Annotated in this window: 22 protein-coding genes and 1 pseudogene; 13 read left to right on the top strand and 10 right to left on the bottom strand. The window is 59.6% G+C overall.

What is annotated here, in order from left to right; translation table 11 throughout:
- The 7 genes from KGB25_RS19190 to KGB25_RS19160 all read left to right on the top strand — a co-directional run.
- Nucleotides 1–380, top strand: a 380-nt coding sequence (locus KGB25_RS19190; protein ID WP_223436250.1) for a hypothetical protein, incomplete at its 5' end; no start/stop codon positions are given.
- Nucleotides 311–1,405: an ABC transporter ATP-binding protein gene (locus KGB25_RS19185; RefSeq protein WP_008032765.1), complete on the top strand. Its 1,095-nt coding sequence runs from the start codon at nucleotides 311–313 to the stop codon at nucleotides 1,403–1,405. The genes KGB25_RS19190 and KGB25_RS19185, both read left to right, overlap by 70 nt.
- On the top strand, nucleotides 1,405–2,502 hold the full coding sequence (locus KGB25_RS19180; RefSeq protein ID WP_223436248.1) for an ABC transporter ATP-binding protein: 1,098 nt from the start codon (nucleotides 1,405–1,407) through the stop codon (nucleotides 2,500–2,502). Before KGB25_RS19185 ends, KGB25_RS19180 begins: the two co-directional genes overlap by 1 nt.
- Nucleotides 2,499–3,365, top strand: coding sequence for a carbohydrate ABC transporter permease (locus KGB25_RS19175; RefSeq protein ID WP_008032762.1), 867 nt, complete (start codon nucleotides 2,499–2,501; stop codon nucleotides 3,363–3,365). Before KGB25_RS19180 ends, KGB25_RS19175 begins: the two co-directional genes overlap by 4 nt.
- Before the next feature lie 8 nt (nucleotides 3,366–3,373).
- Complete coding sequence (locus KGB25_RS19170) at nucleotides 3,374–4,174, top strand: carbohydrate ABC transporter permease (protein WP_017339615.1); 801 nt, start codon at nucleotides 3,374–3,376, stop codon at nucleotides 4,172–4,174.
- Between the two features lie 10 nt (nucleotides 4,175–4,184).
- Nucleotides 4,185–4,457 carry a DUF2160 domain-containing protein gene (locus tag KGB25_RS19165; protein WP_032829048.1) on the top strand — a complete coding sequence of 91 codons (273 nt, stop codon included), beginning with the start codon at nucleotides 4,185–4,187 and terminating at the stop codon, nucleotides 4,455–4,457.
- Nucleotides 4,458–4,504: 47 nt separating this feature from the next.
- Nucleotides 4,505–6,247, top strand: a complete 1,743-nt coding sequence (locus KGB25_RS19160; protein WP_192227326.1) for an extracellular solute-binding protein — start codon at nucleotides 4,505–4,507, stop codon at nucleotides 6,245–6,247.
- 330 nt (nucleotides 6,248–6,577) lie between these two features.
- Here KGB25_RS19160 and KGB25_RS19155 read toward each other — a convergent pair whose 3' ends face one another.
- Complete coding sequence (locus KGB25_RS19155; RefSeq protein WP_223436246.1) at nucleotides 6,578–7,987, bottom strand: heavy metal sensor histidine kinase; 1,410 nt, start codon at nucleotides 7,985–7,987, stop codon at nucleotides 6,578–6,580.
- Nucleotides 7,984–8,658, bottom strand: coding sequence for a heavy metal response regulator transcription factor (locus KGB25_RS19150; protein ID WP_223436245.1), 675 nt, complete (start codon nucleotides 8,656–8,658; stop codon nucleotides 7,984–7,986). Before KGB25_RS19150 ends, KGB25_RS19155 begins: the two co-directional genes overlap by 4 nt.
- Before the next feature lie 402 nt (nucleotides 8,659–9,060).
- Between KGB25_RS19150 and KGB25_RS19145 the strand changes: the two genes are divergently transcribed.
- The 5 genes from KGB25_RS19145 to KGB25_RS19125 all read left to right on the top strand — a co-directional run bounded on the left by KGB25_RS19145 (nucleotide 9,061) and on the right by KGB25_RS19125 (nucleotide 15,539).
- On the top strand, nucleotides 9,061–10,317 hold the full coding sequence (locus KGB25_RS19145; RefSeq protein WP_223436243.1) for a TolC family protein: 1,257 nt from the start codon (nucleotides 9,061–9,063) through the stop codon (nucleotides 10,315–10,317).
- Between the two features lie 49 nt (nucleotides 10,318–10,366).
- Nucleotides 10,367–11,560 (top strand): efflux RND transporter periplasmic adaptor subunit, encoded by a 1,194-nt coding sequence (locus KGB25_RS19140; RefSeq protein ID WP_223436241.1) that lies wholly within the window; start codon nucleotides 10,367–10,369, stop codon nucleotides 11,558–11,560.
- Between the two features lie 15 nt (nucleotides 11,561–11,575).
- Nucleotides 11,576–14,728 carry a CusA/CzcA family heavy metal efflux RND transporter gene (locus KGB25_RS19135; RefSeq protein ID WP_223436239.1) on the top strand — a complete coding sequence of 1,051 codons (3,153 nt, stop codon included), beginning with the start codon at nucleotides 11,576–11,578 and terminating at the stop codon, nucleotides 14,726–14,728.
- 198 nt (nucleotides 14,729–14,926) lie between these two features.
- A complete protein-coding gene (locus KGB25_RS19130; protein WP_223436237.1) occupies nucleotides 14,927–15,127 on the top strand; it encodes a co-regulatory protein PtrA N-terminal domain-containing protein in 201 nt (66 codons plus the stop codon).
- Between the two features lie 79 nt (nucleotides 15,128–15,206).
- The gene (locus KGB25_RS19125; RefSeq protein ID WP_223436235.1) at nucleotides 15,207–15,539 is read left to right on the top strand and encodes a DUF2790 domain-containing protein; all 333 of its coding nucleotides are present in this window, start codon (nucleotides 15,207–15,209) and stop codon (nucleotides 15,537–15,539) included.
- A 177-nt stretch (nucleotides 15,540–15,716) separates the two neighbouring features.
- On the opposite strand, the gene KGB25_RS19120 is transcribed toward KGB25_RS19125, so the two are convergent.
- On the bottom strand, nucleotides 15,717–16,412 hold the full coding sequence (locus KGB25_RS19120) for a hypothetical protein (RefSeq protein WP_223436233.1): 696 nt from the start codon (nucleotides 16,410–16,412) through the stop codon (nucleotides 15,717–15,719).
- Between the two features lie 224 nt (nucleotides 16,413–16,636).
- Nucleotides 16,637–17,962: an OprD family porin gene (locus tag KGB25_RS19115; protein WP_223436231.1), complete on the bottom strand. Its 1,326-nt coding sequence runs from the start codon at nucleotides 17,960–17,962 to the stop codon at nucleotides 16,637–16,639.
- A 196-nt stretch (nucleotides 17,963–18,158) separates the two neighbouring features.
- On the opposite strand from KGB25_RS19115, the pseudogene KGB25_RS19110 reads away from it, so the two are divergent.
- Nucleotides 18,159–18,380 (top strand): annotated as a pseudogene (locus tag KGB25_RS19110) (carbohydrate ABC transporter substrate-binding protein); the annotation flags it as partial.
- Between the two features lie 740 nt (nucleotides 18,381–19,120).
- On the opposite strand, the gene nuoN reads toward KGB25_RS19110, so the two are convergent.
- The 6 genes from nuoN to nuoI are packed head-to-tail and all read right to left on the bottom strand — an operon-like array spanning nucleotide 19,121 to nucleotide 25,384.
- The gene (nuoN, locus tag KGB25_RS19105; RefSeq protein WP_008032749.1) at nucleotides 19,121–20,584 is read right to left on the bottom strand and encodes an NADH-quinone oxidoreductase subunit NuoN; all 1,464 of its coding nucleotides are present in this window, start codon (nucleotides 20,582–20,584) and stop codon (nucleotides 19,121–19,123) included.
- A gap of 7 nt (nucleotides 20,585–20,591) precedes the next feature.
- Nucleotides 20,592–22,124: an NADH-quinone oxidoreductase subunit M gene (nuoM, locus tag KGB25_RS19100; RefSeq protein WP_008032746.1), complete on the bottom strand. Its 1,533-nt coding sequence runs from the start codon at nucleotides 22,122–22,124 to the stop codon at nucleotides 20,592–20,594.
- 40 nt (nucleotides 22,125–22,164) lie between these two features.
- A complete protein-coding gene (gene nuoL / locus KGB25_RS19095; protein ID WP_223436229.1) occupies nucleotides 22,165–24,018 on the bottom strand; it encodes an NADH-quinone oxidoreductase subunit L in 1,854 nt (617 codons plus the stop codon).
- Nucleotides 24,015–24,323, bottom strand: coding sequence for an NADH-quinone oxidoreductase subunit NuoK (gene nuoK / locus KGB25_RS19090; RefSeq protein ID WP_007940879.1), 309 nt, complete (start codon nucleotides 24,321–24,323; stop codon nucleotides 24,015–24,017). The genes nuoL and nuoK overlap by 4 nt, the downstream gene beginning before the upstream one ends.
- Before the next feature lie 2 nt (nucleotides 24,324–24,325).
- Nucleotides 24,326–24,829 carry an NADH-quinone oxidoreductase subunit J gene (nuoJ, locus tag KGB25_RS19085; RefSeq protein WP_008032738.1) on the bottom strand — a complete coding sequence of 168 codons (504 nt, stop codon included), beginning with the start codon at nucleotides 24,827–24,829 and terminating at the stop codon, nucleotides 24,326–24,328.
- Between the two features lie 9 nt (nucleotides 24,830–24,838).
- Nucleotides 24,839–25,384, bottom strand: a complete 546-nt coding sequence (gene nuoI / locus KGB25_RS19080; RefSeq protein WP_008032736.1) for an NADH-quinone oxidoreductase subunit NuoI — start codon at nucleotides 25,382–25,384, stop codon at nucleotides 24,839–24,841.
- Nucleotides 25,385–25,394: the final 10 nt, after the last annotated feature.

Genomic DNA, 25,394 nt, shown 5'->3' with positions numbered 1-25,394 from the left:
CTGCAATTCTGTGCCTGCGCCCTGTAGGAGCCAGGCTTGCCGGCGAAGGCGTCTTTGAAATCGCCTTCGCCGGCAAGCCTGGCTCCTACAGGGACCGTGAACAGTCCGTAGAGTGTTGTTCACTATTGTTCATTGTCAACGGTTCGATTGTTCAATTGTTCAGTCGTCGTTGTTCATTTCTGTTCAGCAACGAAAGCGCTTTCACCGCTGTTTCACGGATTTCCAAACCAGATCAACCACTTGCAATTTCTGGCATGAAACTCGCTCTACTGCTCCGGTCGCTTGACTCCAATAATAAAAAGGCCGAGCCATGTCACTCACTCTGGAGCACGTCAGCCGCACCGTCGAGGGCCAGACCTGGATCGACGATGCGTGCCTGAGTTTCGAACCTGGATCCTTCAACGTTTTGCTGGGCCGCACGCTGTCCGGCAAAACCAGTCTCATGCGCCTGATGGCGGGCCTGGACAAGCCCGACAGCGGCCGCATCCTGATGAACGGCGTCGACGTCACCCAACGCCCGGTGCGCTTGCGCAACGTGTCGATGGTCTATCAGCAGTTCATCAACTACCCGACCATGACGGTGTTCGAAAACATCGCCTCGCCGCTGCGTCAGGCCGGCGTGTCCAACGAACTGATCCAGAGCAAGGTGCTGGAAACCGCGAAGATGCTGCGCATCGAGAAGTTTCTCCAGCGCTATCCGCTCGAGCTCTCCGGCGGTCAGCAACAGCGCACCGCGATGGCCCGGGCGCTGGTCAAGGACGCCGAACTGATCCTGTTCGACGAGCCGCTGGTCAACCTCGACTACAAGTTGCGCGAAGAACTGCGCCAGGAAATGCGCGAGCTGTTCAAGGCGCGGCACACCATCGCCATCTACGCCACCACCGAGCCCAACGAAGCGCTGGCGCTCGGTGGCACCACGACCATTCTTCATGAGGGCCGGGTGATTCAAAGCGGCAAGTCCTCCGAGGTCTATCACCAGCCGCAATCGGTGCTGGCCGCCGAGCTGTTCTCCGAACCGCCGATCAACCTGATGCCCGGACGCATCGCCGGCAACGAAGTCAGCTTCGCCAATTTCGTGCACTTCCCGTTGAACGTCGATTTGCGCCCGGTGGGCGAGGGCGAGTTCCGCTTCGGCGTGCGCCCGAGCCATATCTCGCTGGTGCCGAGCAACGACGATGACCTCGAACTGGCAGTGACCGTCGAGGTCGCCGAGATCAGCGGCTCGGAAACCTTCCTCCACGTGCGCAACGAGCATTTCCTGCTGGTGCTGCATTTGCCCGGGGTTCACGAATACGACGTCGATGCGCCGATCCGCATCTACATCCCGACCCATAAACTGTTTGTGTTCGATGCGCAGGGGCGGCTGGTCCAGGCGCCCGGTCGCCGTATATCGAGGGTTGCCTGATGGCCGAAATCCGTTTGCAGAACCTCGCCCACAGTTACACGCGCACGCCGAGCGGCCCCGAGGATTACGCGATCCGCGAGATGGATCACATCTGGGAGCAGGGCGGTGCCTATGCCTTGCTCGGGCCTTCGGGTTGCGGCAAGTCGACCTTGCTCAACATCATTTCCGGGTTGCTCAGCCCGTCCCAGGGCCATGTCCTGTTCGACGGCAAAGCGGTCAACGACCTGACCCCGGAGAAGCGCAACATCGCTCAGGTTTTCCAGTTCCCGGTGGTCTACGACACCATGACGGTGTTCGATAACCTGGCCTTTCCGCTGCGCAATCAGGGCATGGCCGAAGCGAAAATTCACAGCAAGGTGCAGGAAATTGCCGAGGTCCTCGACCTCCAGGCGTTGCTGAGCAAGAAGGCGCGCAACCTCACCGCTGACGAAAAACAGAAAGTCTCGATGGGCCGCGGGCTGGTGCGCGATGACGTCTCCGCCATCCTCTTCGATGAACCGCTGACGGTGATCGACCCGCACTTGAAGTGGAAGCTGCGGCGCAAGCTCAAACAGATCCATGAGCAGTTCAACATCACCATGGTCTACGTCACCCACGATCAACTTGAAGCCTCGACCTTCGCCGACAAAATTGCGGTGATGTACGGCGGGCAGATCGTGCAATTCGGCACGCCACGGGAATTGTTCGAACGGCCGAGCCATACCTTTGTCGGTTATTTCATCGGCAGCCCGGGGATGAACCTGATCGACGTGCAGCCGCAACCGGGCGGTGTCGGTTTTGCCTCGACGCATTTGCCGTTGTCCGAGGCGCAACTGCAACGCATCGCCGGGTCCGAATGGAAAACCCTGAAGGTTGGCATCCGACCTGAGTTCGTACACGTGTGGGAGGAACCGTTTGACGACGCGATGCAGGCAAAGGTCGTACACGTCGAAGACCTCGGCACCTACAAGATCATGACCCTGAACCTCGACGGCGTGACGTTGAAAGTGCGGTTGGCCGAAGACAAACCGGTGCCGGAGGGCACGGCGTACATCAGCTTTCCGGCGCAATGGTTGATGGTCTATGCCGATGATTACCTGCTGGAGGTGCTGCCATGAACAAGGTGCAGAACAACAAGGCCTGGTGGCTGGTGCTGCCGGTGTTTTTGCTGGTGGCGTTCAGTGCGGTGATCCCGATGATGACCGTGGTCAACTATTCGGTGCAGGACATCTTCGACCAGTCCAGCCGCTACTTCGTCGGCGCCGACTGGTACAAACAGGTGCTGCTCGACCCACGGCTGCACGACTCGTTGCTGCGTCAGTTCATCTACTCCGGCTGCGTATTGCTGATCGAAATCCCGCTGGGCATCGCCATCGCCCTGACCATGCCGACCAAGGGCCGCTGGTCTTCCCTGGTGCTGATCATCCTGGCGATTCCGCTGCTGATTCCATGGAACGTGGTCGGCACCATCTGGCAGATCTTCGGCCGGGCCGACATCGGCTTGCTCGGTTCGAGCCTCAATGCGATGGGCATCAACTATAACTATGCGGCCAACACCATGGACGCCTGGGTCACGGTGCTGGTGATGGACGTCTGGCACTGGACGTCGCTGGTGGCGCTGTTGTGTTTCTCCGGGTTGCGGGCGATTCCGGACGTGTACTACCAGGCGGCGCGGATCGATCGGGCATCGGCCTGGGCGGTGTTCCGACACATCCAGTTGCCCAAGCTCAAGAGCGTGCTGTTGATCGCAGTGATGCTGCGGTTCATGGACAGTTTCATGATCTACACCGAGCCGTTCGTGCTCACGGGCGGCGGGCCGGGCAATGCCACGACCTTCCTCAGCCAGACCCTGACGCAAATGGCCATCGGCCAATTCGACCTTGGCCCGGCGGCGGCGTTCTCGCTGGTGTACTTCCTGATCATCCTGTTGGTGTCCTGGCTGTTCTACACCGCCATGACTCACTCTGACGCCAACCGCTGAGGCCCGCCATGAGCAAGAGAAAGCTGATTCCACTGCTGATCTACATCCTGTTCCTGCTGGTGCCGATCTACTGGCTGCTGAACATGTCCTTCAAGAGCAACACCGAAATCCTCAGCGGCCTGACGCTGTTTCCGCAGGATTTTACCTTTGCCAACTACAAGGTGATCTTCACCGATCCGGCCTGGTACACCGGTTACCTCAACTCGCTGTATTACGTGAGTCTGAACACGGTGATTTCGTTGAGCGTGGCGTTGCCGGCGGCGTACGCGTTCTCGCGGTATCGCTTCCTCGGCGACAAGCACCTGTTCTTCTGGCTGCTGACCAACCGCATGGCACCACCGGCGGTATTCCTGTTGCCGTTCTTCCAGCTGTATTCGTCGATCGGCCTGTTCGACACCCACATCGCCGTGGCGTTGGCGCATTGCCTGTTCAACGTGCCGTTGGCGGTGTGGATTCTCGAGGGCTTCATGTCCGGCGTTCCGAAGGAAATCGACGAAACCGCCTACATTGATGGCTACAGTTTTCCCAAGTTCTTCGTGAAGATTTTTGTGCCGCTGATTGGCTCGGGGATCGGCGTGACGGCGTTTTTCTGCTTCATGTTTTCCTGGGTCGAGCTGTTGCTGGCGCGGACGCTGACCTCGGTCAACGCCAAGCCGATTGCCGCGGTGATGACCCGAACCGTTTCGGCGTCCGGCATCGACTGGGGCGTGCTGGCGGCGGCGGGGGTGTTGACCATCCTGCCGGGCATGCTGGTGATCTGGTTTGTCCGTAACCACGTGGCCAAGGGCTTTGCCCTCGGCCGAGTATGAGGAACTGATGATGGAATGGATGAGTTGGACTGTCCCCACAGCGGCGTTCTTCACCGTCATTGGCCTGATTCTGGTGGGCATGACGACGTGGGAACTACGCTCGCCGAGCGTTCTTCGGCGTGGTTTTTTGCCGATTGCCACCACCCGTGGCGATCGGTTGTTTATCGGTCTTCTCGGCAGCGCCTACCTGCATTTGCTGGTAATCGGCGTCACCGACTGGAGCATCTGGGTAGCGTTCGCGTTGTCCCTGGTGTGGCTGTTGGCTGTGATGCGTTGGGGCTAGTCGAATCGCTCGGCAATGTTGCTCCGAAACCCTAAAAGGAGGTCTCTATGTTCGACAAAAACAATAAGCTGCGACATAGCATTTCATTGGCAGCCATGCTGGCACTCAGCGGTTTGAGCGCTTCGGCCTGGGCCGATGCCTACGAAGAAGCTGCGAAAAAATGGGTCGGCAGCGAGTTCAAGCCGTCCACCCTGACGGCGGATCAGCAGCTCGCGGAACTGAAGTGGTTCATCAAGGCCGCCGAGCCGTTTCGCGGGATGGACATCAAGGTCGTCTCGGAAACCCTGACCACTCACGAATATGAGTCCAAGGTGTTGGCCAAGGCTTTTACCGAGATCACCGGGATCAAGGTGACCCACGATTTGCTGCAGGAAGGCGACGTGGTGGAAAAGCTGCAGACCGTGATGCAGTCGGACAAGAGCATCTATGACGGCTGGGTCAACGACTCGGACCTGATCGGTACGCACTTCCGTTACGGCAAGACTGAATCGATCACCGACCTGATGGCCAATGAAGGTAAAAACTTCACTTCGCCGACCCTGGATCTCAAGGATTTCATCGGCCTTTCCTTCACCACCGCGCCCGACGGCAAGCTCTATCAACTGCCCGACCAACAGTTCGCCAACCTTTATTGGTTCCGCGCCGACTGGTTCGAGCGTGCGGACCTAAAAGCCAAGTTCAAGGAAAAGTACGGTTACGAGTTGGGCGTTCCGGTGAACTGGTCGGCCTATGAAGACATCGCCAAATTCTTCAGCGAAGACGTCAAGGAAATCGACGGCAAGCGGGTTTACGGGCACATGGACTACGGCAAGAAAGACCCGTCCTTGGGCTGGCGCTTCACCGATGCCTGGTTCTCCATGGCGGGTGGTGGCGACAAGGGCTTGCCTAACGGTTTGCCGGTGGACGAGTGGGGCATCCGCGTCGAGGACTGCCACCCGGTCGGTTCCAGCGTGACTCGCGGTGGCGACACCAACGGCCCGGCGGCGGTATTTGCCACCACCAAATACGTCGACTGGCTCAAGGCCTACGCACCACCGGAAGCGGCGGGCATGACCTTCTCCGAGTCCGGCCCGGTGCCATCCCAGGGCAACATCGCCCAACAAATCTTCTGGTACACCGCTTTCACCGCCGACATGACCAAACCGGGTCTGCCCGTGGTGAACGCCGATGGCACACCGAAATGGCGCATGGCGCCTTCGCCGCGCGGTCCGTATTGGGAAGAGGGCATGAAGCTGGGTTATCAGGATGTGGGTTCCTGGACGTTCATGAAGTCCACGCCTGAGAAACAGAAACTGGCTGCCTGGCTCTATGCGCAGTTCGTGACGTCGAAAACCGTGTCGCTGAAGAAAACCATCGTCGGCCTGACACCGATTCGCGAGTCGGACATCAACTCGCAAGCGATGACCGACCTGGCGCCGAAACTCGGTGGTCTGGTCGAGTTCTACCGCAGCCCGGCCCGCGTGCAATGGACCCCGACCGGGACCAACGTGCCGGACTATCCGCGTCTGGCGCAACTGTGGTGGAGCCACATCGCCGAAGCCGCCAGCGGCGACAAAACCCCTCAACAGGCGCTCGACGGCCTGGCCAAGGATCAGGACGCGATCATGTCCCGCCTGGAACGCTCAAAGGCCCAAGCCACCTGCGCCCCGAAAATGAACCCCGAGCGCGATGCGCAATACTGGTTCGATCAACCGGGTGCACCAAAACCGAAACTGGCGAACGAAAAGCCTAAGGGTGAAACCGTGAGCTACAACGAACTGCTGAAATCGTGGGCAGATGCGCGTAAGTAAAGGGCGGCACTGAGAAAGGCGAACGGCACCGGAAGGTGCCGTTTTTGTTGGTGCCTGATCCATTGCTATCGCGAGCAGGCTCACTCCCACAATGATCCGCGATGTTCACAGCACGTGTGCCCGACGCAATACCTGTAGGAGTGAGCCTGCTCGCGATAGCTGATTTGCATTCAACACTTCTGTTGCCTGACACACCGCTATCGCGAGCAAGCTCACTCCCACAGGTTTCAGGGGGGCTCACACCTTCTGCGGACGACGGTGATCACTGTGGGAGCCGGGCTTGCCCGCGATGAGGCCGGCCCCGACGGCGCAGAGCTCGAGTCTGATGCCTCAGTGCGCCACCACCTCAATCGCTGGAAACCCCAACCGGAACACCGTCACCGCCCCCGGCAAGCTCTTGACCTCCGCTACCCCCTGATGCAGGCACATGATCGAGCGCACAATCGCCAGACCCAGCCCGGTGCTGCCCTGCGAGCGCGAGCGGCTGCTGTCGACGCGATAGAATCGGTCGAACAGATACGGCAAGTGTTGTGCTTCAATCCCCGCGCCGGGATTGCTCACCAGCAGCGAAGCCTGATTTGCGCCTTGCTCAATCAACAACGTCACCGTTTTCCCGCTCGGGCAGTGGCGCAGTGCGTTGGACAGCAAATTCGAAATCGCCCGTTGAATCATCAACCGGTCGCCCAATACCTGCGCGTTCCCCAGCACCGTCAAATGGATCTGCTTGTCCTGTGCCGACAGTGAAAACAAATCCACGACTTTCAGCGCTTCCTCCTCCAGCGCAATCGACTCGAACGGCACCAGTGCCGAAGGGGGGCTGACCTGGGCGAGAAACAGCATGTCCGAGACAATCCGTGCCACACGCTCCAGCTCTTCGGTGCACGACACCAGAACGTCTTTGTATTCCTCGGTCGTACGTTCGCGGGATAACGTCACCTGTGCCTTGCCCATGAGGTTATTGATCGGCGTGCGCAGCTCATGCGCCAGGTCATCGGAGAACTGCGACAACTGCTGCACCCCGGCATCAAGCCGATGCAGCATGAAGTTGATGCCGTACGCCAGTTCGCTCAGTTCCTGCGGCATATTCACCACCGACAGCCGATGGTCGAGATCCTGGGTCGAGACCATCGCCGCCACTTTGCGAAACTCGCGCATCGGCGCCAGCCCGCGCTGCACCGCGCCCCAGGCACTGAGACCGATGAAGATCAGCAGCAACGGCAAGGCAATCAGCGTCGAGCGCAGGTAAGCGCTGAGCAGCGCCTGATCGTGGGCGTTATCCATCGATAGCAACACCGGCACGCTGCTGCCGTCCTTGAGACGAATCAACTTCGAGGCCGTGAGGAATTTCCTGCCTTCAGCGTCGGTGCTGTCGGAGTAGGTCAACTGATCGTTGGTGTTTCGCACGGCTTTCAATTCAACCCGTGGATCAGTCAGGCCCGAGCCGGATTTAAGCAGTGGCGAGCGCAGGTTTGAGCGGTCATAAATCGTCAGCGTCAGGTTGTCATGACCCATGACCTGATCGAGCAGGATGTGCGGCTTGCCACTGACTTCATTGGCATCGACGTACAGCGACAGGCTGTGCTCGACCTGGGCCATCTTCTTTTCCAGACTGTCCCGGGACAGCGCATTCAGCTCATGGGTCAGGGCGAAGTACGCAAGGATCGCCAGAAACACCACCAACAGTGCGCCGAGAATACTCACCGTCAGACCCAGGCGCATCGACAGGCTGGCCGGCTTCATTCCCGCGCCTCCAGCACATAGCCGACACCGCGCAGGGTGTGGATCAACTTGCTGTCGAACGGGTCGTCGATCTTCGCCCGCAATCGACGGATCGACACTTCGACCACGTTGGTGTCGCAGTCGAAATTCATGTCCCACACCAGCGAAATGATCTGCGTGCGGGTCAGCACATCGCCGGACTGGCGCATCAGCAGATGCAGCAGGGCGAATTCCTTGGTGGTCAGGTCGATGCGCTGCTCGCCACGAAAGGCGCGATGACGGCCGGGATCGAGTTCCAGGTCGGCGACTTTGAGTACCTGCGGCACCGGGATGTTTTCGCTGCGCCGCATCAGCGTGCGCACTCGTGCCAACAACTCCGGGAACTCGAACGGCTTCACCAGATAGTCATCGGCCCCCAGATCCAGGCCGCGAATCTTGTCGGCCAGGCGCCCGCGTGCGGTGAGCATCATCACCCGTGTCGAGTGGGTGCGCCGCAGCTGTTCCAGCACGTCCCAGCCATCCAGTTCCGGCAGGTTGACGTCCAGAATCACCACGTCATACGCCTGCTGTTGCGCCAGATGCAAACCATCGGCACCGGTTGCCGCGTGGTCGACGATATAACCACTTTCCGTCAGGCCCTGATGCAAGTATTCGGCAGTTTTAAGCTCGTCCTCGACGACAAGGATTCGCATGATTTATCACCACTTTTATTTAATGGACATTTAATTAAGGTGGTCGGGAAAGTTGTTGTTTTTGTAAGGGCTTCCGGACTGGATTCAATAACTGAGTGGCGTGCACGGTAAAGGCTGAAGTGGCTACAGGGTCAACGGTTGAGGCCTTTAAATAGGCTGTCCGCGACAGCCTGTCGCAGCAAAAATCTGAAATTCCCATGACTTTTATTCAGGCAAGTGCTGTTCGGCGGATAACTACCGTGTAGTTGTTTCCATGTATTGCGGTAATGCCACTTGCACTTGGCATCCTAGAGCAAAACAACTTCCGCCAACCGTGGATAACGGATTTGTAATGTTCCAGTCATCTTGTCGATAAGTTCAAAACCCTACCGTGGCGGCATTAATTAAAAAGGAACTCCTCCCTTGCCCGGTTTAATAGAACTGACGGCGCGATCACGCCTGAAAAAGCGCTTTTTAATCGCCAGCAGCATGGCATTGCTGACCAGTGCGGGTCTTGCGCAAGCCTCGACCCTGACCCTCGACCAAGCCTTGCAAACAGCCTTCGCCGGCAACCCGGATCTGGCCGCCGCGCAGTGGGAAATCGGCATCGCCGAGGGTGATCGCAAACAGGCTGGTCTGATGCCTAACCCCGAAGTATCGTGGGAGGCCGAAGACACCCGGCACAACTCACGCACCACCACGGTGATGCTCAGCCAGCCGATAGAACTGGGCGGCAAACGCGGGGCGCGGATCGACGTCGCCAGCCGTGCGCAGGATGCCGCCGGGATCGAGCTGGAGCGCAAGCGCAATGCCTTGCGCGCCGATGTGATTCAGGCGTTCAACAGTGCCCGGACGGCGCAGCAACGCTTGCAGTTGTCCCGCCAGTCAATAGCGCTGGCCGAACACGGTTTGCGGGTGGCGAAGGGGCGTATCGACGCCGGCAAATCGTCGCCGGTCGAAGGCACGCGAGCGCAGGTGCAACTTTCCGAAGTGCGCCTTGAACTGAGCCGTGCCCAGCGCGATCAGGCCAACGCCTACCAACAATTGGCGCAGGTCATGGGCGCGCCGCTGCCAACTTCGACCACGGTGCAGACGGCCGCGCAAGACATGCCTGCCGTGCCGCCACCGACGCGCTTGCTTGAACGCCTGAATGAGACCGCCGAATTGCGTCTGGCCACGTTGCAGATCGACCAGCGCGAGGCATCTTTAGGGCTGGAAAAGTCCCAGCGTATTCCCGATCTCACCGTCAGCATCGGCAGCCAATACAGCGAAACCGAGCGCGAGCGGGTCAACGTGGTCGGGCTATCGATGCCAATCCCGTTGTTCAACCGCAATCAGGGCAACGTGCTGGCGGCAGCGCGACGCAGCGATCAGGCGCGGGATCTGCGCAACGCCACCGAGCTGCGTTTGCGCACGGAAATCCAGACCACTCTGGCGCAGTGGCAGACCGCCAACGGCGAAGTCCAGGCGTTCAATCAGACCATTCTGCCCGCCGCGCAAAGCGCTGTGGACAGCGCCACGCGCGGCTTCGAAACGGGCAAGTTCGGTTTCCTCGACGTGCTCGACGCCCAGCGCACCCTCATCAGCGCCCGCAGCCAGTACATCCAGGCCGTCAGTGAAGCATCGGACGCCCGTGTACGCATCGAACGCATTTTCGGCGACCTCGCCGTCATCCCCTGAAGTTCATCTTTTTGATCACTGCGCGATGGCCTGACGCAGAGGAGTTTCCATGGATAAAAAATTGATAGCGGTCGCTGCGGCGACCCTGGCTTTGGGCATCGGCATCGGTTCGATGTGGACCGGCAACGCGTCCATCGACGCGCACGCCGATGAAGCCTCTGAGCATGCCGATCACGCCGAAGAAGGCGCCGCCGCCGAGGGCGAGCATGCCGAAGAAGGGCACATTGAATTGAGCACCGAGCAGATCGCCGCGGCGGATATTCAATTGGCCGAGGCCCGTGCGCAGCGCATCAGCCTCGGCTTGTCGTTCCCCGGCGAAGTGCGTTTCGATGAGGATCGCACCGCGCACGTGGTGCCTCGAGTACCGGGGGTGGTCGAGTCGGTGCCGGTCAATCTCGGGCAGTCGGTGAAGAAGGGCCAGTTGCTGGCGGTGATCGCCAGTCAGCAGATCTCCGATCAGCGCAGCGAGCAAGCCGCCGCGCAACGGCGCCTGACCTTGGCGCGCACCACCTACGAACGCGAGAAGAAACTGTGGCAGGACAAAATCTCCGCCGAACAGGATTTCCTCCAGGCGCGTCAGGCACTGGAAGAGGCTGAAATCGCCCTGAACAATGCGCGACAGAAAATTAGCGTGCTCAGCGGCAGCATGGTTGCCACTGGCGGCAATCGTTATGAGTTGCGCGCACCGTTCGACGGCGTGGTGGTGGAAAAACACCTGACGCCGGGGGAGGTGGTCGACGAAACCAGCAACGCGTTCACGCTCTCGGATTTGTCCCGGGTGTGGGTGACATTCGGCGTTTCGCCCAAGGACCTGAACAAGGTGCAGGTGGGCAAACCGGTCACCGTCAGCGCGGCGGAACTGAACGCCGAAGTCGCCGGCACAGTGGCTTACGTCGGCAGTTTGCTCGGTGAACAAACGCGCACGGCAACGGTTCGCGTCACCCTGGAAAACCCGCAAGGTTCGTGGCGTCCGGGATTGTTTGTCACTGCGCTGGTCGCCACAGACAGCCGTGAGGCCAGCGTCGCCGTACCGGAAACCGCAATCCAGACCGTCGAGGACAAACCCACGGTATTCGTGCGCACCGACGATGGCTTCAAGGCGCAAGCGGTGGAGCTGGGCAGTCGTGCCTCAGGCCAGGTGGAAATCACACAAGGGCTCGAACCTGGCGTGCAAGTCGCTGCGGCCGGCAGCTTCGTTCTCAAATCGGAATTGGGCAAGGCCTCAGCCGCGCACTCTCATTGATCCCGGAAGGTCCCCATGTTCGAACGCCTGATCCAGTTTGCCATCGAGCAGCGCATCATCGTGCTGCTCGCCGTTCTGCTCATGGCCGGCCTCGGCATCGCCAGCTATCAAAAGCTGCCGATCGACGCCGTGCCCGACATCACCAACGTCCAGGTACAAATCAACACCGGGGCTGCCGGGTTCTCGCCGCTGGAAACCGAGCAACGCATCACCTTCCCGATTGAAACCGCCATGGCTGGTTTACCGGCGCTGGAGCAGACCCGCTCTCTGTCGCGTTCGGGGCTGTCGCAGGTCACGGTGATCTTCAAGGACGGCACCGATCTGTTCTTCGCCCGGCAATTGGTCAACGAGCGCTTGCAGATCGCCAAGGAGCAATTGCCCGAAGGCGCCGAAGCGGTCATGGGGCCGATTTCTACCGGGCTCGGAGAGATTTTCCTGTGGACGGTGGAGGCGAAGGAGGGCGCGCTGAAGGACGATGGAACGCCCTACACGCCGACCGATCTGCGAGTGATCCAGGACTGGATCATCAAGCCGCAATTGCGCAACGTGCCGGGTGTCGCCGAGATCAACACCATCGGTGGTTTTGCCAAGGAATATCAGATTGCGCCAGACCCGAAACGGCTGGCTGCGTACAAGCTGACTCTCACTGATCTGATCACTGCGCTGGAGCGCAACAACGCCAATGTCGGTGCCGGTTACATCGAGCGCAGCGGCGAGCAATTGTTGATCCGTGCGCCGGGTCAAGTGGCGAGCACCGACGACATAGCCAACATCGTCATGGCCAATGTCGACGGCACGCCGATCCGTATCAAGAACGTCGCTACCGTGGACATCGGCCGTGAACTGCGCAGCGGCGCGGCCACCGAAAACGGTCGCGAAGTGGTTCTTGGCACGGTGTTCATGCTGATCGGCGAGAACAGCCGCACCGTGTCCCAGGCCGTGGCCAGCAAACTTGAGCAGATCAACAAATCCTTGCCCGAGGGCGTGATTGCCGTGCCGGTTTACGACCGCACGCACTTGGTCGATAAAGCCATCGCCACGGTGAAGAAAAACCTCGTGGAAGGTGCGATTCTGGTGATCGCGATTTTGTTCCTGTTCCTCGGCAACATCCGTGCAGCGCTGATTACCGCGATGGTGATTCCGCTGTCGATGCTGTTCACTTTCACCGGCATGTTCAGCAACAAGGTCAGCGCCAACCTGATGAGCCTCGGCGCGCTCGACTTCGGCATCATCGTCGATGGCGCGGTGGTAATCGTCGAAAACACCCTGCGCCGATTGGCCCACGCGCAGCAGCATCACGGGCGCTTACTGACCCGCTCCGAGCGCTTCCATGAAGTGTTTGCGGCGGCGAAAGAGGCGCGCCGGCCGCTGATTTTCGGCCAGTTGATCATCATGGTCGTGTACCTGCCGATCTTCGCCCTGAGCGGTGTCGAGGGGAAAATGTTCCACCCGATGGCATTCACCGTGGTTATCGCATTGCTTGGTGCCATGCTGTTGTCGGTGACTTTTGTGCCCGCGGCGATTGCGCTGTTCGTCACCGGCAAGGTCAAGGAAGAAGAGGGCGTGGTCATGCGCGGTGCTCGCAAGGTCTACGCACCGGCGCTGGCCTGGGTGATGTCCCATCGGGCGGTAGCCGTGGGCGCTGCGTTGGGCGTGATCGTGCTCAGTGGCGTGGTCACCAGCCGCTTGGGCAGCGAGTTTGTACCAAGCCTCAGCGAGGGCGACTTCGCCTTGCAAGCCTTGCGCGTGCCGGGTACTAGCCTCACGCAATCGGTGGGCATGCAGCAGCGACTGGAAACCCTGATCCTCGCCAAAGTGCCGGAAGTCGAACGTGTCTTCGCCCGCACCGGCACCGCCGAAATCGCTTCCGATCCGATGCCGCCAAACATCTCCGACAGCTACGTGATGCTCAAGCCCAAGGAGCAGTGGCCGGACCCGGGCAAGTCTCGTGAAACCCTGATGGCCGAAGTGCAAGCCGCCGCCGCGACGCTGCCGGGCAGCAACTATGAACTCTCGCAGCCGATCCAGTTGCGCTTCAACGAACTGATCTCCGGCGTGCGTAGCGATGTGGCGGTCAAGGTGTTCGGCGATGACATGGACGTGCTGAACGCCACGGCGGCGAAGATTGCCGCCGCCATGCAGAAGGTCAACGGCGCCTCTGAAGTGAAGGTCGAGCAAACCACCGGACTGCCGGTGCTGACCATCAACATCGATCGCGACAAGGCTGCGCGTTACGGGCTCAACGTCGGCGATGTGCAGGACACCATTGCCGTGGCAGTGGGCGGGCGTCAGGCCGGGACGTTGTATGAGGGTGACCGGCGTTTCGACATGGTCGTGCGTTTGTCCGACGCCATGCGCAAGGACATCGATGGCTTGTCGGCGCTGTTGATTCCGGTGCCGGCGCCGCTGAATGGCGATGCGGCGCAGATCGGTTTCATTGCCTTGAAGGAAGTCGCCAGCCTCGATCTGGTGCTCGGGCCGAATCAGGTCAGCCGTGAAAACGGCAAGCGCCTGGTGATCGTCAGCGCCAACGTGCGCGGACGCGATATCGGCTCGTTCGTCAGCGAAGCGGGTGAGGTGATCGAGCGTGACGTGCAGGTGCCGGCCGGTTACTGGATCAGTTGGGGCGGCCAGTTCGAACAGTTGCAGTCGGCGGCCAGGCGTTTGCAGATCGTGGTGCCGGTGGCGTTGCTGCTGGTGTTTGGGTTGTTGTTCATGATGTTCAACAACCTCAAGGATGGCCTGTTGGTGTTTACCGGGATTCCGTTTGCGCTGACCGGGGGGGTCATGGCGCTGTGGCTGCGGGATATTCCGCTGTCGATTTCGGCGGGTGTCGGTTTTATCGCGCTGTCGGGTGTCGCAGTGCTCAACGGTCTGGTGATGATCGCGTTTATCCGCAATCTGCGGGAGGAGGGGCGCTCACTCGGCGACGCGATCACCGAAGGCGCACTCACACGGCTGCGGCCGGTGTTGATGACGGCGCTGGTGGCGTCATTGGGCTTCATTCCGATGGCCCTGGCAACGGGCACAGGGGCGGAAGTGCAGCGTCCGCTGGCGACCGTGGTGATTGGCGGGATTCTTTCTTCGACGATTCTGACGCTGCTGATATTGCCCGCGCTGTACCAGCTGGCGCATCGCCGTGAGGAGGACGTAACACCCGCTACATAGTTCTTCCCTGTGGGAGCGAGCCTGCTCGCGATAGCGGTGGGTCAATAAACGATAATGTTGAATGTTATTGAGTCATCGCGAGCAGGCTCGCTCCCACAAGTTTGTGCCACATAACGGATATGTAATTTTCACGCCACCGTCACGAAAGGTTCGGCTTGTTACCTTGATCCCGTCAGCTACTTAAACGAGGAATCAAACATGAAACTTGCCCAAATCGGTGCCGTTGCAGCAGCTCTGGTGATGTCTTCTCTGGCGATGGCCGAAGGCGGCGGTGACCGCACCTTCGACAGAATGATGACCGCCAACGACCGCTCCGTTGAGCTGTTCGTCGCCAAGGAACAGACCCGCGATCCGGTCGTCGTCAACGAAAAGAAAGACGAAAAAACCAAGGATCTGTAAGCGTGCCGCATCGCACCAAGCCTGTCATCGAACGCCGATGCCGGGCTTTTTCATGATTCCGCACTGGAGGGATATGGATATGGAAGGTTTCAAATTGCTCGCGTTTGCCGGCGTCATGGCCGTGTCTCAGAATGCACTGGCCGAAGGGGGCGGCGACCGAACCTTTGAGCGCGCGTTTAGCGCCAACGTCAAAGCCATGGAGCAATACGCCGTGAGCCAAGGCAAAGCGGCGCCGGTAGTGAAGGACTATGAGTACGGCATGAAGCTGGATGTAGTGAAAATTGTCAGCGTTGTGAAGCCGCAGCCGGCCTGCGTTGTCGCCCCCGCCGCCATGACCTATGAGGATTCGAAAGGACAGCTCAACACTCTCAAATACAGCGTGGCGGGTGCCTGCCGAAACAACGGTGGCTGAGGCCACACAATCCCCCGAGCGTATTTCAATTCGGGGTGTTTAAAGGTTGTTTGGGAGATGGGGAGCCTTCTGTGTAACTAATCCACCTTTAGCTGATGAAGGGGGATTTAGCGCTTTGGCATTCCTTGAATAACCGCGACCCGTTGAGGGGCGCGGTTTTTTAGTGTGCTGGATGACTCAGTTTTTTCTGCTCTTTACGATAGAAAACATCATCCCTGTGTAACGAGTCGTCGTCGCTGAGTAATTAAGGTCGCCCACCTTGCGCTCGGTTGGTTCTTTAGCGTCGAAATTCTTGACCGACTCATGGAAAACGTCCATGACCATTTTTTTGTTCTGCTCAACCGGGATGCCAGGGTTGAGTGCTTCAGTGATCGCAAGCAGAACAGAAAATATCTGAAGTGATTGCTCCTCATTTGGTGAAATGTTAAGGATCACCATGTCCACGTTGCCGTCATTTTTATCGATGGTTCCCATCATCGCCAGGTCCTGGCTGAAAGCATGCGAGAACGTGTCGGTGGCCCCACCCGTCTGAACTTCAAAGTCGGCAGTTTTGAATTCCTTATTGTATCGACCTACCGCGTCGTTGAACGCGTTATGGAACTCATTGACAGTCAAACCCATGGAGTCTGCGGAACGGTTGGCGTTTGCTTCAACAGTTGCCACGGACTCGAAGCCTTGAGTTTTGGGGTTGAGGTAGTCAACAAGAGCAGAAGCCAGAAGCATGAAGCCCAACCCACCCATGAACAAGGTCCATCGTGTCGGGACCTTGCCGGTTTTTTTGCTCTTGAAAACAGTCGGCGCTATCAGCCCGACAACCGCCACCACCAAAGACAGCAATCCAAACAACGCCACCAACCCTATTAGTACCACCACGATTCATTCCTTTTGATTTACAGTTTTAAAGTGATGACATTCTAATATCGCGCATCTGAAAAGCCCACGGCCGTGGAGTCGCAAGCGAGCGGGACCACGCTCCCTCGCTACAAAATCGGTTAGTCAGCGGGCGAAAAAAAAGGCGCCCCGAAGGACGCCAAAGGATTCACCTCTTACCAAAGGAGCAAGGAGCTTCTAAAGGTGAATGGGTATGAAGGGGTAACTCAGAGAATCGCCAGCGGGTATTCGATAATCACCCGCACTTCATCCAGATCCGATTCATACGCAGTGGCGCGGGTATTGGCCTGGCGCAAACGCAGTGACAGGTCTTTCAACGAGCCGCTCTGCACCACGTATTTGACTTCGATGTCGCGTTCCCAGCGCTTCTGGTCGGTCAGCGGATTGCCGTCGGTATCGCGGCGCATGTACACGGCGTTGGCGCTGGAATAGTCGGCGTCGGTGCCACGGGCGTAACGGGTCATGAACGATAATCCCGGCACGCCATAGGTCGTCATGTCGAGGTCGTAACGCACCATCCACGAACGTTCCTTGGGCGAGTTGAAGTCGCTGTACTGGATGGAGTTGTCGAGGAAGATCGAATCGGATTGGCGCAGATAATCGAAGTCGTCATTGCCGTTGTTGCGCTGGTGCGAGAGGGCCACGGAGTGCGCGCCGAGTTTCACTCCGACGCGGCCGCTCCAGATGTTGTTGTCGAACTCGCCGAGCAGTTGTTTGCCTTCGTCGACAGCCGTGTAGTAGTTCAGGCCGCCAAACAACGACAGGTCATCCGACAGCGGGTACGTCCACGCGCTGCCTGCGTAGTATTGAATCCAGGCATCCTTGAGGCGACTGGAATACAGACTGAAGCTGAGGTTGTTGTTGAGTGCGTAGTCCCCACCGAAGTAACCAATCCACGGCGAATTGACCGGCCCCGCGTAGAACGTCGCGAAGTTTTCGCGCATGTCGCTGGAAACCGGTTGGCTCATCGCATGCAGGCGACCGCCCTGTACTGACAGGCCTTCGATACTGGTATTGGTGGCGGTGACACCCCGGAAGCTTTCCGGCAGCAGCCTGGAGTCGCCTGCCGCGACGACCGGGTTGGAGGGAAAGACATCGCCCACTTTAACCACCGTATCAAAGGCTCGCACTTTCGCCGCGCCCCCGACCTTGGTGTATTCGTCCCGCGCCTGGCCTTCACTGTTGACCGGCAGTACGTCGAACGAACTGCGGCCTCCGTTGCGGCCATCACCGGTATCAAGTTTTAACCCGATCATCGCAAACGCATCGACACCCACCCCGACAGTGCCTTGTGTAAACCCGGATTCAAACTTGCTGATGATGGCGTGGGCCCAGGCTTCGGAATAACCGTTGCCGGTGGGACTGGACTGACCGTCACGGTGATCACGATTGAAGTAGTAGTTGCGGTTGAGCAGCGTCAGGCTGCTGCCTTCGATAAACCCCTCGGCTTTTTCTTCCGCTAACACCAGGGTCGGCCCCGAACCGACCACCACGGCTAAAGCCGCCATCGACATTTTTGTATTGTTAACCATCAAGCACTCCTTGGGATCGGCAGAACTGGAACGTTCTTCGGCGTGGGTTTTATTGTTCGGCGGGAGGGCAGGGCCCACCCGCGTGATCGCCGGGAGACATCGTTGCAATCTGCGGATAACGCCAAGGTGATGGGGTTATTACAATTTCGTCATGTGGGTGGGTACAGCGCGCGGCGACTCAAGTCAGCGCCGCGAGCTGCTCGATGGTCTGGCCAAGGATCAGGACGCGATCATGTCCCGTCTGGAACGCTCGAAGGCCCAAGCCACCTGCGCCCCGAAAATGAACCCTGAGCGCGATGCGCAATACTGGTTCGATCAGCCGGGGGCACCAAAACCGAAACTGGCGAACGAAAAGCCTAAGGGTGAAACCGTGAGCTACAACGAACTGCTGAAATCGTGGGCGGATGCGCGTAAGTAAACGGCGGGACTGAGAAAGGCGAACGGCACCGGAAGGTGCCGTTTTTGTTTGTGCCTTTTTCAGTATCAGCCAACCTGATCACCCAGTTGCACACGTTCCCCTGTAGGCGCCGGCTTGCTGGCGATAGCATCTGTCCAGCCAATACATACGTTGACTGATCCACCGCTATCGCCAGCAAGCCGGCTCCTACAGGGGATTGGGTTCACACGATTCAAAATTGTAGGAGCCAGCTTGCTGGCGATGGACGTCAACGATAACGCGTGCTGTCTGATTGAACGCGTCGCCTAGACGTTTTTCGCCGGCAAGCCGGCTCCTACAGGGAATCCCATACGCTTTTGCTTTCCACCACTCATCAGGCCGAGCGTTAGCTCGCCTTCCGCTTTTGATCTGAGCGCCCCCTCGAGAGGCCGAGTGGAGGTTCTGCGCAGTGGGCAACCCGGCATGGATGCCGGGTTAGCCGCCCCCGGCCATGGATGGCCGATGGCGGCGGGCCCACGGAGCAGGACCGGAGCGAGGGAATGCCGAGCCATGGCGAGGCACCGAACGAAAGGGGCAAGAGCCCTTGGTTACTTGGGGCTCTTCCAAGTGACTCGCCGTAAGGGCGAAACCCATAGCCGCCGTGACCGCAAAAATGGATATGTACGCCAGAGGAGGGGGAAAACATCAGTACCAAACCCCACAAACGCAAAAACGGCACCCGAAGGTGCCGTTTCTGTTTTCTACGATCTACCGCTAAGCGATCAACCCGCCAGACCAGCCTGCTGAACCAGAGCCAGCAACGGCTGCGGATACAGCCCGAGGAAGAACGCCAGTACGGCGATGGCCAGCAGCATCACGCCGCCTGCACGTTGTTCCCAATGCAGTTGCGCATCGTGGCGACGCAGGTTTGGCTCCATCAGGTACAGAGTGACCATGACGCGCAGGTAGTAGAAGACGCCGATGGCGCTGCCCAGTACCAGGGAACCAACCAGCCACCATTGGTGCGACTCGACACCGGTGGCGATGATGTAGAACTTGCCGATGAAGCCCGCGGTCAGCGGGATACCGGCCAGGGACAGCATCATCACGGTCAGTACGGCGGTCAGGTACGGACGGCGCCAGAACAGGCCGCGGTATTCGTACAGGGCATCCGCGTCACGGCCGTTGTACGGCGAGGACATCAGGGTGATCACGCCGAAGGCGCCGAGGCTGGTGATCACGTAGGTGACCAGGTACACGCCGATGGCTTCCACGGCCAGACCCTTGCTCGCCACCAGGGCGATCAGCAGGTAGCCGAAGTGCGCGATGGACGAGTAACCCAGCAGACGCTTGAGGTTGCTTTGGGTCAGGGCCAGCAGGTTACCGAACAGGATCGAGGCGATGGCGATGATGGTCAGCACGTCGCTGAGTACACCGCTGCTCGCCGCTGGCGAGATCTGGAACAGACGCACCATCACTGCGAACACAGCGACTTTGGAAGCGGTCGCCAGGAACGCCGCCACCGGTGCCGGAGCACCTTCGTAAACGTCCGGGGTCCAGAGGTGGAACGGTACCAGCGACAGTTTGAACGCCAGGCCGATCAGCATCATGCCCAGGCCCATCTGCGCCAGGGAGCTTGGCAGACCGGTGGCCGCGAGGGCCTGGCCGATACCGACAAAGCTCAGGCTGCCGGAATCGGCGTAGAGCAGGGCCATACCGAACAACAGGAACGCGGAACCGGCGGCCGACAGCACCATGTACTTGATACCGGCTTCCAGCGAACGCTTGTTGAAGAAGGCGTAGGCCACCAGACCGTAGACCGGCACCGAGAGCAGTTCCAGACCGATGAACAACCCGGCCAGGTGCTGCGCGCTGACCAGAACCAGGCCACCGGCGGCGGCCATCAGGATCAGCAGGTACAGTTCTTCACGGTTGCCCGGGTAACCCGAACCGCCATCGCCGAGGTAGGCGTGGGCGAGGGTCACACAGGCCAGGGTGGCGACCAGGATCAGCGCCATGTACAAGCAGGCAAAGCTATCGATCTGCAGCAGTGGGGTCACGGCCAATGGCGCGACTTTCAAGGCTGGCAGGATCGACAGCAACGCCAGGTTCAGGCCCGCCACGGAAATCAGGAAGGTCTGCGAGTGGTTGCGGCGCCAGGCAATCGCCAGCATCACCACGATGATCGTGGCGCTGGTGATCAACAACGGCGCTAGCGCGATAAAGTGTTGAGTCGTGAATTCCATAGCGCTCTTACCGGGCCGAAGCGAGTTGAGTGAAGGCGGTGCCGAGCCATTGCTGCACGCCATGCATCGTCGCAGCAGAGGTATCGAGGAACGGTTGCGGGTACACGCCGATGTAGATCAGCAATGCCGCCAGACCGACCACCATGATCAGTTCGCGACCGTCCATGCCATGCAGCACCGCGTCCGATTTGGCCGGACCGAAGTACGCACGGTGGATCATGATCAGCGAGTAGACCGAACCGAACACCAGACCGGACGTCGCGATGATGGTGACCAACGGTGCAGCAGGGAAGGTACCGATCAGGATCAGGAACTCACCGACAAAGTTACCGGTGCCCGGCAAGCCCAGCGACGCGGCTGCGAAGAACAGGCTGAGGGCTGGCAGGTAAGCGATCTTCGACCACAGGCCACCCATTTCACGCATGTCGCGGGTGTGGGTACGCTCGTACAACTGACCGCTCAGGATAAAGAGTGCCGCGGCCGACAGACCGTGCGCCAGCATCTGCATCACCGCGCCCTGCAGCGCCAGTTGGCTGCCGGAGTAGATGCCGATCAGTACGAAGCCCATGTGGGAAACGGACGAGAAGGCAATCAGACGCTTGATGTCGGTTTGTGCGAAGGCCAGGAACGCGCCGTAGAAAATCCCGATCAGACCGAGGGTCATGGCGATCGGCGCAAACTCGGCCGACGCATTCGGGAACAGCGGCAGGGCGAAACGCAGCAGACCGTACGCAGCGGTTTTCAGCAAGATACCGGCCAGGTCGACGGAACCTGCGGTCGGCGCCTGGGCGTGAGCATCAGGCAACCAGGAGTGGAACGGTACGACTGGCAGCTTGACCGCGAAGGCGATGAAGAAACCGAGCATCAGGATGTACTCGGTGGTCAGCGACATCTTGGTTTTCAACAGATCGGCGTAGTTGAAAGTAATTACGCCGGTGTCGTTGAAGTTGACCAGTACCAGACCCAGGATCGCCACCAACATGATCAGGCCGGAAGCCTGAGTGAAGATGAAGAACTTGGTCGCCGCGTAGATCCGGGTTTTCTTGCCGTCCGAAGAGCTGTGACCCCAGAGCGCGATGAGGAAGTACATCGGCACCAGCATCATTTCCCAGAAGAAGAAGAACATGAACAGGTCGAGGGCGAGGAACACGCCGACGACACCGCCCAGGATCCACATCAGGTTCAAGTGGAAGAAGCCAACGTGACGTTGAATCTCTTTCCACGAGCAGAGTACCGAAAGCACACCCAGCAGACCGGTCAGCATGATCATCAGCAGCGACAGGCCGTCGAGGGCCAGGTGCACGCTGATGCCGAAGCGCTCGATCCAGATGTGCTTGAACTCAAGCGCCCAGGTCGGGTCGGCGCCAGGCGCCGGGGCAAATGAATAGTCACCGGTGGCCCACAGCCAGAGGCCGAGGGAGAGCAACAGGGACATGGTGATCAGCGCAATCCAGCGGGGGAGGGTGGCGCCGAAGCGCTCACCCATCCAGCACAGCAGGCCGCCGATGAAGGGGATCAGGATTAGCCAAGGCAGAATCATGACGGGCTCAATTCCTTTCGCAAGTTCGCAAGGTTCATATTCAGACCGCTACCAGCACGATGGCGCCGATGACCAGCACGGAGCCGGCTGCCATCGATGCCGCGTACCAACGCAGTTGACCGGTTTCGGTACGGCTCAGGGCGGTGTGACCGCCTTTGGCCATACGCGGGATCAGACCGATGGTCTGGTCGAGCGGGTCTTTGCGCAGTACATGGCTGATCGCCAGGTATGGCTTGACGAACAGTTTGTCGTAGATCCAGTCGAAGCCCCAGGCAGCGAACCACCAGGCCGAAAGGAAGCGGCCGATGCCGCTGTTGGCGATTGCAGTGACGAAACGACGCTTGCCGAGGAACAGCAATGCGGCCAGCAGGATACCGGCCAGGGCGATGGCGCCCGAGGCGATTTCCAGACTGTGCTTGGCTTCGCCGCCGGCGTGGCCGACGCTTTCCGGCAGCACACCGTGCAGCGGCGGAACGATCATCGCGCCAATGGCGGTGGACAATACGATCAGCACCGACAGTGGCAGCCAGTGAGCGATGCCGTGACCGGCGTGCGCTTCGGTCTTCACTTCACCGTGGAACGCGATGAAGATCAGGCGGAAGGTGTACAGCGAAGTCATGAACGCACCGACCAGACCTGCGTACAGCAGACCCTGGTTGCCGCTGGCAAACGCTTCCCAAAGGATTTCGTCCTTGGAGTAGAAGCCTGCGGTCACCAGTGGCAGGGCCGCCAGGGCCGCGCCGCCGACGATGAAGCTGGCGTAGGCCAGTGGCAGTTTCTTCCACAGGCCGCCCATCTTGAAGATGTTCTGCTCGTGGTGGCAGGCAACGATCACCGCACCGGACGCAAGGAACAGCAGCGCCTTGAAGAAGGCGTGGGTCATCAGGTGGAAAATCGCGCCATCCCATGCACCAACGCCCAGCGCCAGGAACATGTAGCCGATCTGGCTCATGGTCGAATAGGCGAGGATACGTTTGATGTCGGTCTGAACCAGTGCCGCGAATCCGGCGAGTACCAGGGTCACGCCGCCGACGATGCCTACCAGATGCAGGATTTCCGGCGCCAGGGTGAACAGGCCGTGGGTACGGGCGATCAGGTAGACACCGGCGGTCACCATGGTCGCGGCGTGGATCAGTGCCGAAACCGGGGTAGGACCGGCCATCGCATCCGCCAGCCAGGTTTGCAGTGGCAGTTGCGCGGATTTACCGACAGCGCCGCCCAGCAGCATCAGGGTGGCCATGACCATCCAGAAGTCGCCGGCCTGGAATTTCTGCGGTGCCAGCACCAGCAGTTCCTGGACGTTCAGCGTACCCAGTTGGGCGAACAGGATGAACAGGCCGATGGCCATGAACACGTCGCCGATGCGGGTCACGATGAAGGCTTTGAGTGCGGCGTTACCGTTGTTGCGGTTGCTGTAGTAGAAACCGATCAACAGGTACGAGCACAGGCCCACGCCTTCCCAGCCGAAGTACAGGAACAACAGGTTATCGCCCAGGACCAGGAACAGCATGCTGGCGATAAACAGGTTGGTGTAGGCGAAGAAGCGCGAGTAACCGGCTTCACCGCGCATGTACCAGGACGCGAACAGGTGGATCAGGAAGCCGACACCGACGACTACACCGAGCATGGTCAGGGACAGACCATCCAGGTACAGCGCGAAGTTCGGCGTGAAGCCTTCCACCGCCATCCACTGCCACAACACCTGGGTGTAGTGACCGCCTTCAGGTGGCGCGATGTTGAACTGCCAGATCACGTAAGCGGTGACGATGGCAGACAGGCCGATGGAACCGACGCCGATCAGCGCCGACAGGTTTTCCGAGAGGCGTCCACGGGAGAACGACAGCAGCAGGAAACCGATGAGAGGGAATACGAAAGTCAGATAGAGAAGATTCATCCGCGCATCTCACTGGCAGCGTCGATATCGAGCGTGTGGAAGCGGCGATACAGTTGCAGCAGGATCGCCAGGCCGATACTGGCCTCGGCGGCTGCCAGGCTGATCACCAGGATGAACATGATCTGTCCATCCGGCTGCGCCCAGCGGCTACCGGCAACGATGAACGCCAAAGCGGAGGCATTCATCATGACCTCCAGGCTCATCAGCACGAAGAGAATGTTGCGGCGGACCATCAGGCCGACCAGACCGAGGCAGAACAGGATGCCGGCGACCGCCAGACCATGCTCCAAAGGGATAGCAGGCATCGTCATTGCTCCTTGGCTTCGTTACGGCCCAAGTGGAACGCCGTCACGGCTGCGGCGAGCAGCAGCATCGAGGCGAGTTCGACCACCAGCAGGTACGGACCGAACAGGCTGATGCCCACGGCCTTGGCGTCTACGGTGGTGTGGCCGACGGCCTGGCCGCTCTGGTGGGAGAACAGCACGTACAGCAGTTCAGCCAGCAGCAGGGCGCCGAGAATCACCGGGCCGAGCCAGATGCCGGGCTTGAGCCAGACGCGCTCTTGCTGAACCGAGGCCGGGCCCAGGTTCAGCATCATCACCACGAACACGAACAGCACCATGATGGCGCCAGCGTAGGCGATCACTTCCAGAACACCGGCAAACGGTGCGCCGAGGGCGAAGAACGTCATGGCCACGGCGATCAGCGAAATGATCAGGTAGAGCAGGGCGTGCACAGGGTTGGTGTGGGTGATCACGCGAAGCGTGGACACCACAGCGATACCCGATGCGAAATAGAAAGCGAATTCCATCTTTCTTCCTTAAGGCAGCAAGCTCTTCACGTTGATCGGTTCGGCTTCATTCTGCGCGGAGCCTTTCGGCTTCCCGGCAATCGCCATACCTGCAACACGATAGAAGTTGTAATCAGGGTTTTTGCCGGGGCCGGAGATCAGCAGATCTTCTTTCTCGTAAACCAGGTCCTGACGTTTGAACTCGGCCATCTCGAAATCCGGTGTCAGCTGGATCGCGGTGGTCGGGCAGGCTTCCTCGCAGAGGCCGCAGAAAATGCAGCGCGAGAAGTTGATGCGGAAGAAGTCCGGGTACCAGCGACCGTCTTCGGTTTCAGCTTTCTGCAGCGAGATGCACCCGACCGGGCACGCCACGGCGCACAGGTTGCAGGCTACACAACGCTCTTCGCCATCAGGGTCGCGGGTCAGGACGATACGGCCACGGTAGCGCGGCGGCAGGTAGACCGGTTCTTCCGGGTACTGCAGCGTGTCGCGCTTGCGGAAGGCGTGGCCGAAAATCATCACCAGGCTGCGAAGCTGGGTGAAGAAGCCATGCACGATGTCAAATATGTACTTCATGATTCTCTAT

The sequence above is a fragment of the Pseudomonas sp. BF-RE-21 genome (genome assembly GCF_019947305.1).
In the GTDB taxonomy this organism is placed as follows: Bacteria; Pseudomonadota; Gammaproteobacteria; order Pseudomonadales; family Pseudomonadaceae; genus Aquipseudomonas; species Aquipseudomonas migulae.
This window is presented reverse-complemented; position numbering and strand designations above follow the sequence as displayed.

Bases quoted from the DNA above. Each gene is read 5' to 3' on its own strand.
- KGB25_RS19150 (WP_223436245.1), bottom strand. From the start codon at position 8,658: ATGCGAATCCTTGTCGTCGAGGACGAGCTTAAAACTGCCGAATACTTG.
- KGB25_RS19135 (WP_223436239.1), top strand. From the start codon at position 11,576: ATGTTCGAACGCCTGATCCAGTTTGCCATCGAGCAGCGCATCATCGTG.
- KGB25_RS19175 (WP_008032762.1), top strand. From the start codon at position 2,499: ATGAACAAGGTGCAGAACAACAAGGCCTGGTGGCTGGTGCTGCCGGTG.
- KGB25_RS19115 (WP_223436231.1), bottom strand. From the start codon at position 17,962: ATGGTTAACAATACAAAAATGTCGATGGCGGCTTTAGCCGTGGTGGTC.
- KGB25_RS19165 (WP_032829048.1), top strand. From the start codon at position 4,185: ATGGAATGGATGAGTTGGACTGTCCCCACAGCGGCGTTCTTCACCGTC.
- nuoN (WP_008032749.1), bottom strand. From the start codon at position 20,584: ATGGAATTCACGACTCAACACTTTATCGCGCTAGCGCCGTTGTTGATC.
- nuoM (WP_008032746.1), bottom strand. From the start codon at position 22,124: ATGATTCTGCCTTGGCTAATCCTGATCCCCTTCATCGGCGGCCTGCTG.
- KGB25_RS19155 (WP_223436246.1), bottom strand. From the start codon at position 7,987: ATGAAGCCGGCCAGCCTGTCGATGCGCCTGGGTCTGACGGTGAGTATT.
- nuoI (WP_008032736.1), bottom strand. From the start codon at position 25,384: ATGAAGTACATATTTGACATCGTGCATGGCTTCTTCACCCAGCTTCGC.
- nuoL (WP_223436229.1), bottom strand. From the start codon at position 24,018: ATGAATCTTCTCTATCTGACTTTCGTATTCCCTCTCATCGGTTTCCTG.
- nuoK (WP_007940879.1), bottom strand. From the start codon at position 24,323: ATGCCTGCTATCCCTTTGGAGCATGGTCTGGCGGTCGCCGGCATCCTG.
- KGB25_RS19170 (WP_017339615.1), top strand. From the start codon at position 3,374: ATGAGCAAGAGAAAGCTGATTCCACTGCTGATCTACATCCTGTTCCTG.
- KGB25_RS19140 (WP_223436241.1), top strand. From the start codon at position 10,367: ATGGATAAAAAATTGATAGCGGTCGCTGCGGCGACCCTGGCTTTGGGC.
- KGB25_RS19130 (WP_223436237.1), top strand. From the start codon at position 14,927: ATGAAACTTGCCCAAATCGGTGCCGTTGCAGCAGCTCTGGTGATGTCT.
- nuoJ (WP_008032738.1), bottom strand. From the start codon at position 24,829: ATGGAATTCGCTTTCTATTTCGCATCGGGTATCGCTGTGGTGTCCACG.
- KGB25_RS19185 (WP_008032765.1), top strand. From the start codon at position 311: ATGTCACTCACTCTGGAGCACGTCAGCCGCACCGTCGAGGGCCAGACC.
- KGB25_RS19160 (WP_192227326.1), top strand. From the start codon at position 4,505: ATGTTCGACAAAAACAATAAGCTGCGACATAGCATTTCATTGGCAGCC.
- KGB25_RS19180 (WP_223436248.1), top strand. From the start codon at position 1,405: ATGGCCGAAATCCGTTTGCAGAACCTCGCCCACAGTTACACGCGCACG.
- KGB25_RS19125 (WP_223436235.1), top strand. From the start codon at position 15,207: ATGGAAGGTTTCAAATTGCTCGCGTTTGCCGGCGTCATGGCCGTGTCT.